This is a genomic window from Fibrisoma montanum (genome assembly GCF_003583365.1).
Taxonomy (GTDB): domain Bacteria; phylum Bacteroidota; class Bacteroidia; order Cytophagales; family Spirosomataceae; genus Fibrisoma; species Fibrisoma montanum.
The window spans coordinates 189,759-206,545 of record NZ_QXED01000001.1 but is presented as its reverse complement, the minus strand read 5'-3'; the positions used below and the strand labels follow the sequence as shown (position 1 = coordinate 206,545).

The following is a 16,787-nucleotide window of genomic DNA, read 5'->3' as shown; positions in this document are numbered from 1 at the left end:
GGAGCCCGGCCCAGACTTTATTGTAAGATTTCTTCGTCTTCTTCCGCTACAACTTTAGGGGGTATATAGCGTTGCGACGAATCGATGTAGTAGCCACCACAATCAATTTTGAATTTATTGGGTTTCCGGAACGGCTCCGGCCGGTACTGCGTCAGGGTTGGGTCAGCGTAGACCTTCTGCATGTAGATGGCCCAGGCCGGCATTGCCATACGACCACCCTGGCCAAGTTCGATGTTTCGGAAGTGAATGGAGCGGTCGTCGCCACCCACCCACAGGCCCGATACGAGGTGTTGCGTCATACCCATAAACCACGCATCGGAGTAGTTGGATGTTGTTCCGGTTTTAGCCGCAATCTCATTACCACCTTCAGTAAGTTTGTACTGCGTTCGAAGCCGCTGGGCCGTTCCATTAGGTTCTTCGACAGCCCCGCGCATGAGGTGCAGCATTTCGTAGGCCCGGTTCGCACTGATCACCTGATTGGCTTCGGGGTGGAATCGCTTCAGTACGTTCCCGTTTTTGTCGGTAATGTGCGTAATCATCATCGGTTTCACCCGGATGCCTCCGTTTGCGAACGTACAATAAGCCCCCACCATTTCGAACACGGACACATCGCTGGTGCCCAGACACAGGGTTGGGTTTTCGTACAGCTTGCTCGTGATACCCAGATCGTGGGCGTATTTGATGACTTCTTTAGCCCGGGTTTTTTTAATTAGCTGCGCACTGACCGTGTTGATGGACTGGCCCAGGGCTTCTCGCAGCGACAAAGACCGGTAGCTGTATCGGCCGGTCGAGTTCTTGGGCGTCCAGGAGCGGGGACCTCCGCCGTCTTCGTAGGGCGCAAACGTAGTAGGCTGGTCGGTGATGTGCGTACAGGGCGTCACAAAACTCTGGTCGAGGGCGGTCAGGTACACAAACGGCTTAAACGTAGACCCCGGCTGCCGACGGCTCTGCCGGACGTGATCAAACTTCATGTGTTTAAAGTTGATGCCGCCCACCCAGGCTTTGACGTAGCCATAACGCGGGTCCATCGACATAAACCCAGTATTTAGCAGCCGTTTGTAATACTTGATCGAATCCAGCGGACTCATTGTCGTATCTTTTTCGTTACGTCGGCCGCCATACACAAATACCTTCATTTTAACCGGTTTGCGCATTTCGCGCCAGATGGCCTGCTCATCGTCACCGTAAGCGGCCTTGAGTTGCTTATATCGGCCAGTACGTCGTGCTACCGTTTCGATGAAGCCCGGGATTTCTACGTATTTGTTCGTTCGGTCATCTTTCCGAACCCACGGATTGCGGCCCCGCCAGTGTTCGTAAAATTTGCGCTGCTGGTCGCGCATGTTCTGCATGACGGCTTCTTCGGCATAGGTCTGCATGCGCGAATCAATCGTCGTGTAAATTTTCAGGCCGCTGGTGTAGAGGTCGAGTTCGGCACCCGGATTCTCTTCGTTGTATTGATGCAGCCACCTCTTGATATCATCTTTGATCACCGATCGGAAATAAGCGCCCATGCCTGTATTCTGGTTTTCGATGCTGAAATCCAGTTTGAGCGGCTTAAGCTTATGGGTGTAGTACTGGTCTGCCGAAAGGAAACCGTATTTGTTCATCTGGCTGAGTACGACGTTCCGGCGTTGGAGAGCCCGGTCTTCGAAAATTCGCGGGTCATAGCGCGATGGGTTCTGAAGCATCCCGACCAGCAACGCTGACTCCTCAATACTCAGGCTCCAGGGCTCTTTGTTGAAATACGTCTTGGCGGCCGTTTTTATACCGTACGTGTTGTTGCCGAACGACACCGTATTCAGGTACATCATCATGATCTCCTGCTTCGTATAGTTGCGTTCGAGCCGGACAGACAAGATCCATTCTTTGGTCTTGGCAATAACGGTTTTAATGATTGGGATATCACCGAGCGTTCCTTTCAGTTCCTCCCCACGCGTATCAAACAGGTTCTTGGCTACCTGCTGCGTCAGCGTACTACCACCGCCGGAACCACTGTCGCCGGTCAGCAGGCCCTTGATCACCCGGAAGAACGAGCGGGGGTCGATGCCGGAGTGTTTGACGAAGCGGGCGTCTTCGGTTGCCAGCAGGGCAGAAACCACGTTGGGCGACACCTGCGTGATTTCGATGGGCGTACGGTTTTCAAGGTAGTATTTACCCAGCAACTGATTGTCGGCTGTATAAACTTCAGAGGCCAGTTCGCTTTTCGGATTTTCGAGGGCCTTCAAACTGGGCATCCCTCCGAAAAGCCAAAGAAAATTGAACTGCACGGCCAGAATGTACACCACCAGGAGTACCAGGCCAAGCAGTGAAAAACGCCAGAGGTTTCGAATAATCTTCCGGAATGCACCGGGGGCAAGTTCGAACATTGTTACAAGTTAAAGTTATTCGTAACTCTTGTTGATAGGTTCAAGTTACGGTTCGGGGCCATTGAGGCCGCGAAAATTTATTTACGTTTGGCCGTTGGCTGATCAGCCGCGGCCTGAAGCTCTTTGACGCGGGGCAGGAGCGAACTGGACGGGTAGTCCCGGATAAACTCCGACAAAGCCTGCCGATAAGGATCAGCCCCCTGAACGCGGCCAATCAGAATAACGCGCAGCAGCGCCAGTTTGTCTTCAATCTGCGTACCCGAAAAGCTGCTCAGCGCATTCTCGGCCCGAGCCAGTGCTTCCGTTACGTTGTTAGCTTTATACAGTTCATAAATTTCAGAGTACGCCCGCTGAGCCTGCGACTCGGCGTTGCTTCCCTGACTGGCCGATTTGCCCACCAGTCGCGCGTAGGACGTATTGGGAAATTCAGCCAGCAATTTATCCTTCCAACCCGACTGGCGGGCTAGTTGTTCCGTTGACAAGTGCAGCAGATAATACACTTCCGGCTTCTGGAGCGTATTGGGAAACCGGCTCAGCAACTGCTCAAACGTAGTGATCGCATCAGCGGGCTGATTCAACTGAAACTTGTATAGCTTGCCAAGATTGTACAGCGAATTTTCAACCTGCTGATTGGCCCGGTTCTGTGCTTCCGGAGCGAACGGAATCTGAGCCAGCATGGCGTCTTTCCGGGCCTTACGTCCGGCGGCCGGACCAGTCGCCGTCGTAGTGCCGGTATCCTGCGTCAGGGGCGCATTTGGATTGATAGCGTTAGCGGGCGTTGCGCCGTTGATTGGACTGTTTACTCCCGCTACGGCATCCGAAGCCTCTTTGTTACTCCGACGCCAGTTGTCTTCCAGGGGGCGGTTTCCCCAGCGGGAGCCAAACTCCTGGCGACCCTGGCTCAGGGCTACTACGTTGTACAGAATCCAGCGCTGAGCAGGATCCAGATTAGAGTTCGTTGCACCCGGTACCGAGTTAAGGTTACCCGCCGATGCCCGCTCTACAATCTGGCGGGCCAGTTCAACCTGCTGCTGCTCTTCACGCTCCTGGCGGGTAAGTATGTCGTCCAGCAGCTTATCAAGTGCGGCCGGATTCATCTTTGACAACCGGAGCAGACTGTCCTGCGTCTGAATGGTGTTCTGGTACCGGACAAATTCGTCGAGGGTTCGTTTGCGGGTCAGCACGGCCGCGTAGTCCGGCGATTGCTGGGGCAGAAGCGCCAATGCACTGTCGTAGTACATTTTGGCTTTGTTGTAGTCAGACTTCTTGTCGAAATATAACCGGCCCATCTCCAGATACGTGTAAGGCACCTGAGTGGAATTGCCACCAGCGGCCTGGATAGACCGGCTGTAGTACGTAATGGCCTGATCGATCCGTCCGTTACGGGATTCGAGCAGACCCATGGTATAGTAAATTTTGTCTTTCAGATCGGTATTTTTCCGGTCATTCAGCATGCGGTCGAACGAACCCATGGCCTCAGTTACCCGGCTTTTATCGCCCATCAGGCCATTGCTCTGAATGGCGTACAGGTTGGCGTAGAACGACTGGTCATACGAGGGTCTGGAACGTAGCACTCTCCGGTAGTTTTCTGCGGCTTTGGCCGGCTGCCCAATCAGGTCGTACAGCTGCCCGGCAATCAGATACAGCCGGGCCGTTGCTTCGCCTTTTTTCAGGAGCGGAAACGTAGCCTCCAGAATACCGGCCGCCGTTGCGTATTCGCCTTTCCGTTCGTGCAGATACGCTTTGGTCAGGTAGAAATCACGGGTGTTGTCTTTGTTGAGCGGCTGAGTGCGCAGGTACTCGGCCACATTCAGAGCATTGGTATAATCGGCGGCTTCGACATAAGCCCGCATCAGGCCCACGAGGGCGGTGTGCTTGTCATTATCGTCACGGCCTTTGGTGTTCACGTACTTGAATACCTCAATCGCGTTGGGCAGGTCCTGCTTTATCAGCCGGGCTTTGCCAATCAGATTATATCCGTCATCAAGCCATTTACTATTCTGGTGCCGCTCAGCAATGATAGAGGCTTTCTTGATCGCATCATCGAGCTGTGCCTTCATGGGCATAACCAGCGTAGAATCTACCGGTAACAGAATTGGCAATAGCTGGTTATAATTTTCCTGCCGGGTTTTAAACAATTGCTGCTCAATGGCGGCTATCTCATCACGGGCAATGATATACGCATTGTAGTGAGCCGTCAGGTTGTGATACCCTTTGCTGACTGGTCGATTGCTATATTGAGAACAAGAAGTCAGCGCCCCGGCCAGTGTGATAACTGCCGTCAGAAGCAGGATGGGACGGTTAGTAAAATAACGTGGCATTTAAACGGATACACGTACGCACTTAATACTCAAACGACCGCGACCGGTCCGGCCGTATGGAACGTAATGCCAAATTAACGAATTTTGGATTCTTGATTGACGAACATGGCGGAAACTACCGAAAATAACCCCGAACAGCCAGACGATGAGGCTCAACGGAACCTCCTGAAAAAGGCAACCGAAAAAACAACATCGTACGCTCAGTACAGCAGCATTGCTTTTCAGATGCTCGGCACCATTGGACTGGGCGTATGGGGCGGTATGAAGCTCGACGAATGGCAGGGTAACGAACGGCCAATCTGGACCATCGTTCTGTCGCTGACCGCTATCGGGGCTTCCTTGTATCTGTTCATCCGCCAGTTGCCCAAATATTGATGCTGCGTTCCCTTGTTTTTACCGCAGGGCTGGCAATTGTATTTTTTGTAGCCGAACGGACAATGTCCACTCCCTGGCTGCATATGGCCTGGCCCTACATGCTTTTGTTTTTTCTCAGCCTGTCGTATCTGCTGTCCCGACTGATGGATATTGGCAATCAGCGTGGCAGTCAGGGTTTTGTACAGTTTTACCTGATTTTTACGGTAGCCCGGTTGCTGCTGTGCGCGGGATTTGTGGGCGTATTTCTATACCGCGGGGTCGATGACCGACGGGTATTCGTTGTGGATTTTCTGATGTTGTATATCTTATATACCTGTTTTGAAATCTACGGCCTTAGTCGTAACTTGCGACGCGATTCGTAGAAACGAAAAGTACTTCATATATGATGCGCTCGTTAATCTTTAAAATAAGTCTTTGCCTCGCCCTGTTAGTCAGTACGTTACCTGCTGTTATGGCGCAGGAAACGCACGAAAGCGCTGAGCACGGTGAATTCAATGTGGGCGACATGATTATGCACCACATTAAGGATGAACACGGCTGGGAACTGGCCCATGGCCTGACGATTCCGCTGCCGGTTATTCTGTATACTCAGGACCGTGGTCTGGAAGTATTTTCATCGTCGCATATCATGCACGATGAAGTGTACAATGGCTACAAAGAGCATGAAGGCGATATTCACCGCGTAACGGCTACCGGCGAAATCGACGAAAGCGTAAAAGTCTGGGACTTCTCCATCACCAAGAACGTTGCTTCACTGCTTCTGAGCGCCATCATTCTGCTGGTTGTTTTCTTCTCGGTTCGTAACGGATACGAAAAAAACAAAGGTCGGGCCCCAAAAGGTATTCAGTCGTTCCTTGAGCCAATTATTCTGTTCGTGCGCGACGAGATTGCCAAGCCGAACATTGGTCCGAAATACGAGCGTTACCTGCCTTATCTGCTGACGTTGTTTTTCTTTATTCTGATCAACAACCTGCTGGGTCTGTTACCGGGGGGGGCTAACCTGACGGGTAACATTGCCGTGACGCTTGTACTGGCGGTCATTTCATTCCTGATTACCAACTTCAGCGGTAACAAACATTACTGGGCGCACATCATAAAGCCAACGGGTGTACCTGTTGCGCTACTGCCGATCATGATTCCGGTCGAGATCGTGGGGGTGTTCATGAAGCCGTTCTCGCTCATGGTCCGGTTATTTGCCAACATTACGGCAGGGCACATTATCATCCTGAGCTTGCTTGGTCTGATTTTCATCGCCCGCAACCTGGGTGGAACCGGCACCGGTCTGGCTGTTAGCCCGCTGGTAACGGTGTTTGCTTTGTTCATGAACGGGATCGAATTGCTGGTGGCGTTCCTGCAGGCCTTTATTTTCACGCTGCTGACGTCTATGTATATCGGCAGCGCCGTTGAAGAACATCACGAAGCTGATCATGGAATCGGCTACGAGGGTGCAGACCCGCATCATTAAGATGCTGAACACCAGCCGACGTTAGTTTTTGGGCGCAAAGGTCAATGCCTGATCGCCGACTTCTAATGTCTTGACAATGCAATCTTTTGTTTCACTATATAATCGTTTATTAATATGTTAGCAATGTTGCTATCAATTTTGTTGCAGGCAGCCGAGAGCGGTAACGGCGTAGGTCTGGCAGTAATGGGTGCTGGTATCGGTGCTGGTTTAGCCGCTATCGGTGCTGGTATGGGTATCGGTCGGATCGGTGGCAGCGCGATGGAGGGTATTGCCCGCCAGCCGGAAGCAGCCGGTCGTATTCAGACTGCCATGCTGATCATCGCAGCCCTGATCGAGGCCGTGGCCCTGTTCGCAGCGGTAATTTGTCTGCTGATCTCGTTCAACCTGTAAGTCGGCGAACGAATCAGTAACCGGGTCGCCGTCTGCATTAGGCGATGGCACAAGACCCAAAAGTATCGGTGGTACGCCCGTTCGTCAGGAATAGCCGGCGAACGGGCCGCCCCAAACAAAAGATTGATTAAAGCGAATCATAAAAAACAGTAAAACAGTATGGATCTGCTTACCCCCGACATTGGCCTGTTGTTCTGGCAAGTAGTAATTTTCCTTGGTATTTTCCTGATTCTCCGCGCCTTTGCCTGGAAACCCATTACGGCTAGTCTGAAAGAGCGCGAAGACAACATTCAGAGTGCGCTGGATCTGGCCGAAAAAACCCGCGCCGAAATGGCGGCTTTAAAGGCCGACAACGAAAAACTACTGGCACAAGCCCGGGTCGAGCGTGATGTTATTCTGCGTGGTGCTAAAGAAACCGCCGATAAAATGGTAGCCGACGCCCGCGATAAAGCAGCAGCTGAAGGGCAGCGTATGCTGGAACTGGCTCGCGAGAGTATGCAGAACGAGCGTCAGGCACTGGTGGCTCAGGTAAAGAAAGAGGTGGTCACGCTTTCGCTGGATATTGCCGAGAAAGTGCTGCGGAGAGAGCTGAACGATAAGGCTTCGCAGGAGCAACTGATTAAAGACCTGGTAACCAATTCACATCTGAACTAAGCCATGGCTGTATCTACAGTTGCTTTCCGGTATGCCAAATCGCTGCTGGACCTGTCAGAGGAAATGAACCTGACGGACGTAATTTATAAGGACATGATGCTGTTCAAGGGAACGGTTGAAGAGAGCCGCCCGTTGATGGTCATGCTGAAAAACCCGATTGTCCGCACAGAAAAGAAACATGCCGTGATGAACGCCGTTTTTTCGAGCCGTGTCAATCCGGTAACGATGTCGTTCTTCCAGATTATAACCCGCAAAAACCGGGAAGCCATCATGGATGCCATTGCTGATGAATACATTCGGTTGTATAACGAACTGAGAGGTATTGAGCAGGCGACGGTTGTGACGACGGTTCCGCTGACCGACGAACTACGTGAGCGCTTTAAGGCAACCGTATCCCAGATGACGGGCCGTAAACTGGTTGAACTGCACGAAAAAATAGATTCGAAATTGATTGGTGGATACGTCCTCCGCGTTGGTGATCAGGAACTCGACGGTTCGCTTCGCAGCCGGTTAACCGAACTCCGGCTTCAATTCATGAATTAAAAGTAAAATCTCCTATATGAAGCCCTTCCGCGATCCGGAAGGGCTTTTTTGTTACCACCACTTTTCGTAGCCGACAGCCGGTTTCCAGGTAGAACGGGGTTCGAAATACTGCCAGAGCAAAGCCGATACCTGACGCAGCAACATAGCCCCTTCATTGGTACGTGTCCAGCGTTCATCTTGCTGGTTTTTAGTCATCAGACAAAAAACGTACTCGCCGTGGGGCGCGTGAACCAGCACTACCTCCGAACGGGACTGATTGACTGCCCCGTTTTTAGTAGCCACTTGCACATCCGGTGGGATCTGCGACAGCGCATCGCCATCCCAGTACTGTCGGCCAAGGTTGCGATACATGCGTTCACTCGCATCCGGGCTAACAGCACGACCTTCGCGGATGTAGACGAGTAGTTCGGCTAGTTCGCGGGGCGTTGTCTGACCCCAGCCATACTGTTTTCGATTGGCCTCCCGGCTGGGTGTTCGGGAGTTTACACGGGTCTGCCGAAAGCCGTTTGCGTCGAGCCAGCTGTTAATAGCCTGCCCTCCACCAGCCAGCGCCTGGCACCAGAGACTGCCGGTGTTATCGCTGACGCTTTCCATGAGCATCACGACCTGACTAAGTGGAATCCTGGCACCGTCTTTAAGTGAGCCTACAATGCCATCATCGTAGTGAAGGGAATCACGATAGATAAGTTCCTGCTGATAAGCCAGTTCACCAGTGGCTAGCCTGGCAAACAAGCCACATTGAATCGGAATCTTGATCGTGCTGGCCGTTGGGAAAAGCGTATCGGCATTCAGTGATACGGTCCGACCGGTCTTCAGATGGCGAACATACAGGCCTACATCACCCCGAAAGCCAGCCAGCAGGTCGGTCAATTTACGTTCAAGCTTCGGGTCGTTACGTCGGGCGTCGCTACGTCGGGGTTGGGTAGACTGAGCAGGTACGGATGGGGATAAATACCCAATTATGAGAAGAAGGACGTACAGACTACGCATCAGGCGCCAAGCGATTTAACCAGCTTATAGTGAGTAGGATGAAAGGCGAGCTGTTCATAAAACTGAACGGTTGCCGTGCGGTGTTGATTGGTTGTGACTTCCAGATTTATGAATCCATGTTCGAGAGCGAGGTTATCGACCGCGGCCATTAGCTGTTTACCAATTCGGCGACCGCGGTACGCCGGTCTTACGTATAGCTCCTGAATTTCGCCTACTTTACCCGTGTGATGCAGTAAATACTGGACATGACAGCTAATGAAGCCAATTACGTCGTTGTTGAGCTCAGCCACCAGATAATGAATCAGCGAATTCGTCAGATTATGCCGAAAAATGGCCCGAAACGCTGTGGGGTTCAGGGTTGTATCTTCCAGGTCGCACAGGAAATTATAAATCGCATTTCCGTCCTGCTGGGTTGCCGGTCGTATGACAACCGCCGTTAGGGTTTCAGCTGAGGTTTGCATGCGTTTCTATAAGCGTTAGGTTCGGAATGATTGACATTCTGCCTTCAATTTCGGCAAATTCCGGTTGTAGCTCTGCCTTGTAAAGAAGAAATCATTTTTATGGTTGCACGACAAGCCCATCACGACAGCATCGGTAAGGTCATCCTTATATAAGGTTTCTTAAGCGTATATTAAAATAGTAAAAAAATATGTTATATAGATGCAAATGAGTTTTACTTAAAATTATATTTGTAAAACCGTAACTGATAACGCAATTATGACAACACCTGATGGGCCAACTGTTTCATCAGAGGCCTTAAACCCACCCGCAACGCCATTAATCACCATCGATCCTTGTACCAGCATCTGGTCTTTTGGCGATCAGCTCAATGGTGATACAACCCGCCACTGGACGGGACGACCGCATCAACTGAATGGCCTGATTCGTATTGATGGCCGTGTGTACCGCTTCATGGGAAACCCGTCTTTTGCGGGTGAAACCATTATTCCGTCGGCCCAGCGAAATCCTTACGAGGCCCGTTACGAGACAAGCCGGCAACCCAATGACACCTGGGCTCATCCTGATTTCGACGATACCCACTGGCCAACCGGTCAGGGAGCGTTTGGTAGCCGGGATAAGGATCTTACACGCTGGGAGTCGTCGGATATATACGTTCGGCGTACCGTCACGCTCCACGACGTACCGGAAGGGCGCCTGTTGGTGAATGCCATTCAGAATGATGCCTACAAATTATACATCAACGGGGTCCCGGTAGCTGAAGTAGGCGAGGCCTCGCCTACGTATCGGGTTACGCCCACTAACCTGAAAGCGTCGGAAGTGCTTCGGAAGGGCCAGAATCTGATTGCTTTTCACGGTCGGCAGCAGTCCGGTCCCGCTTTTGTCGACGTAGGGCTGATGGAGGAGCGGCTGTTCAACTACCCACCCGCTCAGCAGACCAGTCATCGAATTACGGCCACTCAGTCCATCTATACGTTTGTTGCTGAAGGCGTTGAGCTGACGGTAACCTTTACGGCTCCATTGCTGATGGATAATCTCGACGTTCTGTCGAGACCGGTGCAGTATGTTACGTACCGCGTTCAGTCAACCGATGGCACCCACCACGATGTACAGGTGTACACCGACGTGTCGGCCGAGGTGGCCGTTAATACCCCCGACCAGCTGGTTACGTGGCGCCGTGGACGCGCCGGGAAACTCGATTTCATGCGGGTTGGAACAGTTGAGCAAAACGTACTGGGCCGCAAAGGCGATGATGTACGTATTGACTGGGGGTACCTGTACGTAGCGTCGCCGGCTGAAGCAAAAACCAGCCGACGCATTGGGTCGCTGGCCAGTGCTCTGAATCAGTTTGAGCGCGATGGCCGCGTCACGGACCTGCACGAACAGATGCCCCGACTGGCGAGCGATACGCTGCCGGTGCTGGCTACGACTATGGATCTGGGACTGGTAAATGCCCAGGCTGCCGAACGCCATTTGCTGATTGGTTACGATGACATAAAATCAATCGAATATTTTGGCCAGCCACTCAACGCCTGGTGGCGACGCTACAGCCAGCCCGATACTGAAACCGCTACGATCGAGCAGGTACTTCAGGATGCGGAGGCTGATTATACCCGGCTCCGTGTGCAATGCGACGCCTTCGATCAGCGGTTGTACAACGATGCGGTACAATCGGGTGGGGTTGCTTATGCTAACCTATGTGTGCTGGGCTACCGGCAGGCTATTGCCGCTCATAAACTAGTGGCCGGACCCGATGGGACGCCGTTGTTCTTCTCAAAAGAAAATTTCAGTAATGGGTCCATCGGTACGGTCGATGTTACGTATCCGTCTGCTCCGTTGTTTCTGCTTTATAACCCCGTGCTGCTGAAAGGCATGATGGAGCCGATTTTCTATTATTCCGAAAGCGGCCGGTGGACGAAACCCTTCGCGGCTCATGACGTGGGTACGTACCCCATTGCGAATGGGCAAACCTACGGCGAGGATATGCCGGTTGAGGAGTGCGGCAATATGCTGATTCTGACGGCTGCTATTACCGCCGTAGAAGGTAACGCCAGCTACGCCCGCAAGCATTGGACGGTGTTGAGTACCTGGGTCGATTACCTGACCCGCGACGGTTTCGATCCCGCCAATCAGCTTTGCACCGACGATTTTGCCGGACACATCGCCCGGAATGCCAATCTGTCGGCAAAAGCTATTCTCGGAATTGCCTGCTATGGGTACCTGGCTGGTCGCCTGGGCGATAGCTGGCGGGAGGCCGAATACATGGAGTTAGCCCGTGCGCTGGCCCGCCGGTGGATGAAGCTGGCCGACGATGGCGACCATTATGCACTGACGTTTGAGAATCCGGGTACCTGGAGTCAGAAGTATAATCTGGTCTGGGATAAGCTGCTGGGCTTAGGAGTTTTTCCGACTGAGGTTATCGACAGGGAAATAGCCTTCTACCTGACCAAACAACAGCGATTTGGTTTGCCATTGGATAGCCGCCGAACGTACACTAAGTCGGACTGGATTGTCTGGACGGCAACCATGACCGACGACCCCGATGAGTTCCGGGCGCTGATTGAGCCAATCGTCCGATTTGTGAATCAGGGACCTGAGCGCATTCCGCTCGGCGACTGGCACGAAACGACGGATGGCCGGCAGATTGATTTCCGGGCTCGTTCGGTGGTTGGCGGTTATTTTATAAAGATGCTTGCCGGAAGGCTGCGAAAATAAACAGCGTACTGTACCAGTTTCAAGTTGGTACTTCGCTTTGCCCCAAACAACCTCTCAGGGGTTTGGGGTGACATACGAACACGCAAAAAAGATCCTGAAGTAGTATTATAGTGCATTCATAAAAAAGCAGGCACGACGGGTGATTCACCTCGTGCCTGCTTTTTTGTATAGGAAACTAGTAGGTCTGTATGGCATCCGATTCAAACACATGCTTGCCGCTTAGGCTCTGCTGCGTGGTGGCCAGCATCGCATTGGCTACCTTATCGGCTTTAACCCCTTTATATTTCGCCGGAATGAATGAGTTGAACAGCCGCATAGCTCCTTCAGCCACTCGTTCTCCAAGGCGACTTTCGGAGCGATCGCCCAGCAGGAGCGACGGTCGGAAGATAAGCAACGTAGGGTAATTCAGCGCGGCCAGGTCGCGTTCAACTTCGCCCTTAACCCGGTTGTAAAAGAATAGGGAGTTCGTATCGGCTCCCATTGCCGTAACGATAGCGAACTGTCGGGCACCGTGTTCCAGCCCCAGACGGGCAATGGTAAGCGGGTACTGGTAATCTACTTTCCGAAACGCTTCTTTCGAACCGGCTTTTTTCATCGTTGTGCCGAGGCAGCAGAAAATATCATCAGCCTGAGTAAGCAACCCGTTGGGATGATCATAATCAAATGCAATCTCCTGCAGGCGAGGATGCTGCCACGGTAACGATTTACGAACAAAAACCTTCACCTTCTCGTAAACCATGGAATCAACAAGCTGATGGGTTAGCCGATCGCCGATCAGGCCGGTGGCACCGAGTACAAGAGCCGTTTTACTGTTAATTGGTGTCATACGCTGGCAGTGGTTTTCGCTCTAAGTTAGTCGGCGCGCTGCATACTAAACGTTTGACCCCATTAATCCTATTGTACATAACTGAAACAGACAAGAAGCCCGTCTGGTAAGTACGTCGATAAAGTTAATACATGAATAAATACTTTTGTATATATTGAATTATAGAGAGAAAAATTGTAAAAATTTTTCTACCGCTTAATCACTTTAGAGAAAAAGTTAACGCAGAAGGTTGGTCCACAGGACCATAAAATAAAGAGTAGCTGATTAGAAAAATACAAAATAATGAATACTATATAAGAGATATAGTTTTCATTATTTGGAAAGCATAAAGTTAATGTGGTATAGTTTTATTTGTATATACAATACAATTCACTGTATTTTGCCTTGATACAATTGTCATTTGTTGGTACTAAGGTTAAAATGATAATAGGTGAGTGACTTGCCAAGTGAAATTACACTACTATATTTGAAACGTAATTCAGTCAGCAGGCCGATGACGCTCTCAAAGCTTAATCGAAAACTCTTGATCTGAAGAAAACATCCACACTGACAAACTTTTTATAATGCTTACTCAACCCGTTACCCGCCGGATTACATCGCCCCTGGCTCCGGGCCTGCCGGCCGACTACTGGTCACAAGCTATTTCGCTTCACTGCGACACCACCCCCTGCGACTCGTATCGCACGCTTAAATTCCTTTTTCCAGTTCCATCTTTATCCTGTACGTAGCCAGTCTTTGCTGCTTCGGTCGTACGTGTAGTCCTTACTGCGTTTTGCAGTAGTGCGACTTTCTTCCCTGGTTTACCATAGCCTGACGTCATTTCGAACGAGCGTATCTGCCGGTTCTGAAATCTTGTGTCTCTATGCGTTAAAAGGTGAACATAAAATACTATTTCCATACATTTTTTAAAGTTGAGTCGCCGTAACCGACTCTGTGAACACTCACTCTATCGATGAAACGTTTTCTAATCTCTCTTTTGATGACTTTCTCTATGGGTGTACTGTACGCTCAACAGAATGAGGTGTCACTGAGCCAGAAGGGAGAAAATAATGGGACGAGGCTGACGCAGAACGGCACATTCAGCAAGGTGCAGGCAATACAGGACGGAGAAACCAATACGATTACGCTTCATCAACACAATCATTCGGGCACTGGTCCAGAAGCTTTCATTAACCAGAAAGGTGATCTGAACGACGTGCAGGCCAGCCAGACCGGGGCTGGTAATTACATGACCATCAGCCAGATGGGTAACGGCAATCAGGTCATGGCCATTCAGGAAGCGGCCGAAAACAAGCTCAGCCTGATTCAGGACGGCAATGGCAACATGGCCAATATTATGCAGACCGGCGGGAATAACGTCTTGATGGGAATTAACGGCGATGCCTCGGCCCGGCAGATCGGGACCGGCAATCAGCTTTTCCTGAACCAGGCGGGTGGCCACACGGTCCAGGTGTACCAGAATGGCATCAACAATACCATAACCATTAATCAGTCGAATCCATGAAAAAGCCATTACTGGCGGGACTCGCCATGCTCTCCGTGTCGGCCGCCTTCGGGCAGAACTCGGTATCAATTAACCAGTCCGGCGGACCGTCGGGCAACCGGGCGGTGGTTTCGCAATCCGGTTCGGGCAACTCCATTGTGATCAATCAGAACAGCGACGATACTGATAGCAGCAGCAAAACCAACGACTCAAAAAGCCGCACCGGCGAAGGAAATCAGGTAAGCCTACGGGTGGGAGCCAACACCCAAACGACGATCAACCAGCACAACAGTGGCCCTAACTCGGTCGAGTTGCAGCAGGAAGGTAACTCAACGGCGACGATCAATCAGTCGTCGGGCACGAACGAAAACACGATCGAACTGCGCAAGACGGAGCCAACCAAGGCGCAGCCGACCCGAAAGACCCGCCCCACCAGACGGCGTAACAGGCCGTAGTGCACTCACGTTTATTGCAACCCATTTTTGTGTAATCTCTAAAATTCTATTCACAGTGAAAAAAGTTATTCTTACCGGCGTGGCCCTGATGGCCTTCGCAGCAGCGGGCTTCGCCCAGTCTAATCAGTCAACTGTTAACCAGAACGGTACGGCTCAAACAGCAGAAGTAGGCCAGCAGGGAAACAGTCAAACTTCCAACATCCAGCAGACGCAGGGAAGCTCTTCAAACTATGGTAACTACGCGGCTACCTTTCAGGGAACGTTGAGTACACCGACAAGCGGCCCCAATACGGCAGAGATTAACCAAAAGGATGGGTCGCAGGGAAACCGGGCGGCTGCTGACCAGGCGGGCGCAAACAACTCATCTACGATTAATCAAAATGGAGGAGTTCAGGGAGCAAGCGGTGGCGCTTCTGAGAAAGCAACGCTGGGAAACGCAGCTGGTAGCGGTAACTTTGCTGGAACGCAGCAGGTAGGAACATACGGAACGGCTACGATTAATCAGAATAACAATAGTACCACTAATAATGGTGAGATCAGACAGAATGGTAGCGGTACTGGTTCTAGTGATGCTGAAAAAAACAATGGTGCGATCAGCCAGTCAAACAATTCGTCTGGCAACCTTGCTGATATTTATCAAGGAAGTGACGCTTCGACTGCGCTGACGCCAGTTAAAGGCAACAAAGCCACTGTTGAGCAAAACGGTGGTGAAGCCGGAGCCAGCACGAGCAATGACGCTACCATCTCGCAAACAAGCAATGGCAACACGGCTACAGTATTGCAGAACAACTTGAGTACGGACAACGAGGCAATCGTTAATCAATCCGGTTCAGCAACAGGATCAACGGCTGAAGTTTTCCAGAACAACAATTCAAGCAACAACAAAAGCTTCGTTGATCAGGCAGGTAGTGGTGGCCATAAGGCTATCGTGAAGCAGGAAGGTAACGGCGTCAGCAGCTACAGCAACGTGACTGATGTTGATCAGTCTGGTTCTGGCAACGATGCTACCGTCAATCAGTTGGGTGGCGGTATGGGCAGCAGCTACAATAATGATGTAAAGGTAACCCAAGCCGGATCGAGCAACGACGCGTTTGTTGACCAGAACAACAATAGCCATCACAACCAGGCAGTTGTTCAACAGGTTGGATTTGGAAGCATCGCAACGATTAAGCAAATCGATGCTTCAGCCGACAACCTGGCTACGATCAAACAAAATGGTACTACCGCTTTTGGACCTAACGAGGCAACTATTGAGCAGATTAATGCTTACAATGCTGGTGGTAGCTCACCTATAACACCAGGGGTTGCAACGGGTAACACCGCTACGATTGAGCAGAACATTGGCGGTACATTCGCTGGTTCGGGTAATGTCGCTTTCATTAAGCAGGGAAGCAGCAGCGCAGCTCCTTCTGACAACAACGTAGCGTCCATCAAGCAGGAGTACAGTGACAACCAGGCCCGGCTGGAGCAGGTAGGTACGGGAAACCAGGGATTCATTACTCAAACTGGTGACTTTAACCAGGTGCGTAATGCAAATGGTGCAGAAGGGTCATTTGCTACCCAGAAGGGAACTGATAACTATCTAAAAGTTGATCAGAACTCTGGTGGTTCAGCGCCTTATGCCCCAAACTTTGCTAACGTGTCGCAGGAAGGCACTGGTAACTCCGCTACCATTATGCAGACTGGCGTAGCCAATCCGTAATAAGGCTGATTAGTACAAGCCGCCTGCATCAGCAGGCGGCTTG

The 16,787-nt window shown here is 51.4% G+C and carries 15 protein-coding genes; 10 read left to right on the top strand and 5 right to left on the bottom strand.

What is annotated here, in order from left to right; genetic code table 11:
• Positions 1-17 precede the first annotated feature (17 nt).
• Together DYU11_RS00925 and porW are read right to left on the bottom strand one after the other, a co-directional pair.
• Positions 18-2,366, bottom strand: a complete 2,349-nt coding sequence (locus tag DYU11_RS00925; RefSeq protein ID WP_119665772.1) for a penicillin-binding protein 1A — start codon at positions 2,364-2,366, stop codon at positions 18-20.
• 77 nt (positions 2,367-2,443) lie between these two features.
• Positions 2,444-4,687 carry a type IX secretion system periplasmic lipoprotein PorW/SprE gene (porW, locus tag DYU11_RS00920; protein WP_119665771.1) on the bottom strand — a complete coding sequence of 748 codons (2,244 nt, stop codon included), beginning with the start codon at positions 4,685-4,687 and terminating at the stop codon, positions 2,444-2,446.
• A gap of 105 nt (positions 4,688-4,792) precedes the next feature.
• Between porW and DYU11_RS00915 the strand changes: the two genes are divergently transcribed.
• The 6 genes from DYU11_RS00915 (at position 4,793) to atpH (ending at position 8,114) form a co-directional block, all read left to right on the top strand.
• Positions 4,793-5,062 (top strand): AtpZ/AtpI family protein, encoded by a 270-nt coding sequence (locus tag DYU11_RS00915; protein ID WP_119665770.1) that lies wholly within the window; start codon positions 4,793-4,795, stop codon positions 5,060-5,062.
• 62 nt (positions 5,063-5,124) lie between these two features.
• Complete coding sequence (locus DYU11_RS00910) at positions 5,125-5,424, top strand: hypothetical protein (RefSeq protein WP_229365650.1); 300 nt, start codon at positions 5,125-5,127, stop codon at positions 5,422-5,424.
• Positions 5,425-5,444: 20 nt separating this feature from the next.
• Positions 5,445-6,527, top strand: coding sequence for a F0F1 ATP synthase subunit A (gene atpB / locus DYU11_RS00905; RefSeq protein WP_119665768.1), 1,083 nt, complete (start codon positions 5,445-5,447; stop codon positions 6,525-6,527).
• A gap of 114 nt (positions 6,528-6,641) precedes the next feature.
• Positions 6,642-6,917 carry an ATP synthase F0 subunit C gene (gene atpE, locus DYU11_RS00900; protein ID WP_009284211.1) on the top strand — a complete coding sequence of 92 codons (276 nt, stop codon included), beginning with the start codon at positions 6,642-6,644 and terminating at the stop codon, positions 6,915-6,917.
• A gap of 159 nt (positions 6,918-7,076) precedes the next feature.
• Positions 7,077-7,571 (top strand): F0F1 ATP synthase subunit B, encoded by a 495-nt coding sequence (gene atpF, locus DYU11_RS00895; protein WP_119665767.1) that lies wholly within the window; start codon positions 7,077-7,079, stop codon positions 7,569-7,571.
• A 3-nt stretch (positions 7,572-7,574) separates the two neighbouring features.
• Positions 7,575-8,114 (top strand): ATP synthase F1 subunit delta, encoded by a 540-nt coding sequence (gene atpH, locus DYU11_RS00890; protein ID WP_119665766.1) that lies wholly within the window; start codon positions 7,575-7,577, stop codon positions 8,112-8,114.
• Between the two features lie 51 nt (positions 8,115-8,165).
• Here atpH and DYU11_RS00885 read toward each other — a convergent pair whose 3' ends face one another.
• Together DYU11_RS00885 and DYU11_RS00880 are read right to left on the bottom strand one after the other, a co-directional pair.
• A complete protein-coding gene (locus DYU11_RS00885) occupies positions 8,166-9,104 on the bottom strand; it encodes a serine hydrolase (RefSeq protein ID WP_119665765.1) in 939 nt (312 codons plus the stop codon).
• Positions 9,104-9,565, bottom strand: a complete 462-nt coding sequence (locus DYU11_RS00880; protein WP_119665764.1) for a GNAT family N-acetyltransferase — start codon at positions 9,563-9,565, stop codon at positions 9,104-9,106. Before DYU11_RS00880 ends, DYU11_RS00885 begins: the two co-directional genes overlap by 1 nt.
• A 256-nt stretch (positions 9,566-9,821) precedes the next feature.
• Between DYU11_RS00880 and DYU11_RS00875 the strand changes: the two genes are divergently transcribed.
• Complete coding sequence (locus DYU11_RS00875; RefSeq protein ID WP_119665763.1) at positions 9,822-12,278, top strand: glutaminase family protein; 2,457 nt, start codon at positions 9,822-9,824, stop codon at positions 12,276-12,278.
• 175 nt (positions 12,279-12,453) lie between these two features.
• Here the strand turns inward: DYU11_RS00875 and DYU11_RS00870 are convergent, their stop codons facing one another.
• Positions 12,454-13,104, bottom strand: a complete 651-nt coding sequence (locus DYU11_RS00870) for an oxidoreductase (protein WP_119665762.1) — start codon at positions 13,102-13,104, stop codon at positions 12,454-12,456.
• A 952-nt stretch (positions 13,105-14,056) separates the two neighbouring features.
• On the opposite strand from DYU11_RS00870, the gene DYU11_RS00860 reads away from it, so the two are divergent.
• The 3 genes from DYU11_RS00860 to DYU11_RS00850 all read left to right on the top strand — a co-directional run bounded on the left by DYU11_RS00860 (position 14,057) and on the right by DYU11_RS00850 (position 16,744).
• Positions 14,057-14,608, top strand: a complete 552-nt coding sequence (locus DYU11_RS00860) for a hypothetical protein (RefSeq protein WP_119665760.1) — start codon at positions 14,057-14,059, stop codon at positions 14,606-14,608.
• Positions 14,605-15,042 carry a curlin repeat-containing protein gene (locus DYU11_RS00855; protein ID WP_119665759.1) on the top strand — a complete coding sequence of 146 codons (438 nt, stop codon included), beginning with the start codon at positions 14,605-14,607 and terminating at the stop codon, positions 15,040-15,042. Before DYU11_RS00860 ends, DYU11_RS00855 begins: the two co-directional genes overlap by 4 nt.
• Before the next feature lie 262 nt (positions 15,043-15,304).
• Positions 15,305-16,744, top strand: coding sequence for a hypothetical protein (locus tag DYU11_RS00850; protein ID WP_229365649.1), 1,440 nt, complete (start codon positions 15,305-15,307; stop codon positions 16,742-16,744).
• Positions 16,745-16,787: the final 43 nt, after the last annotated feature.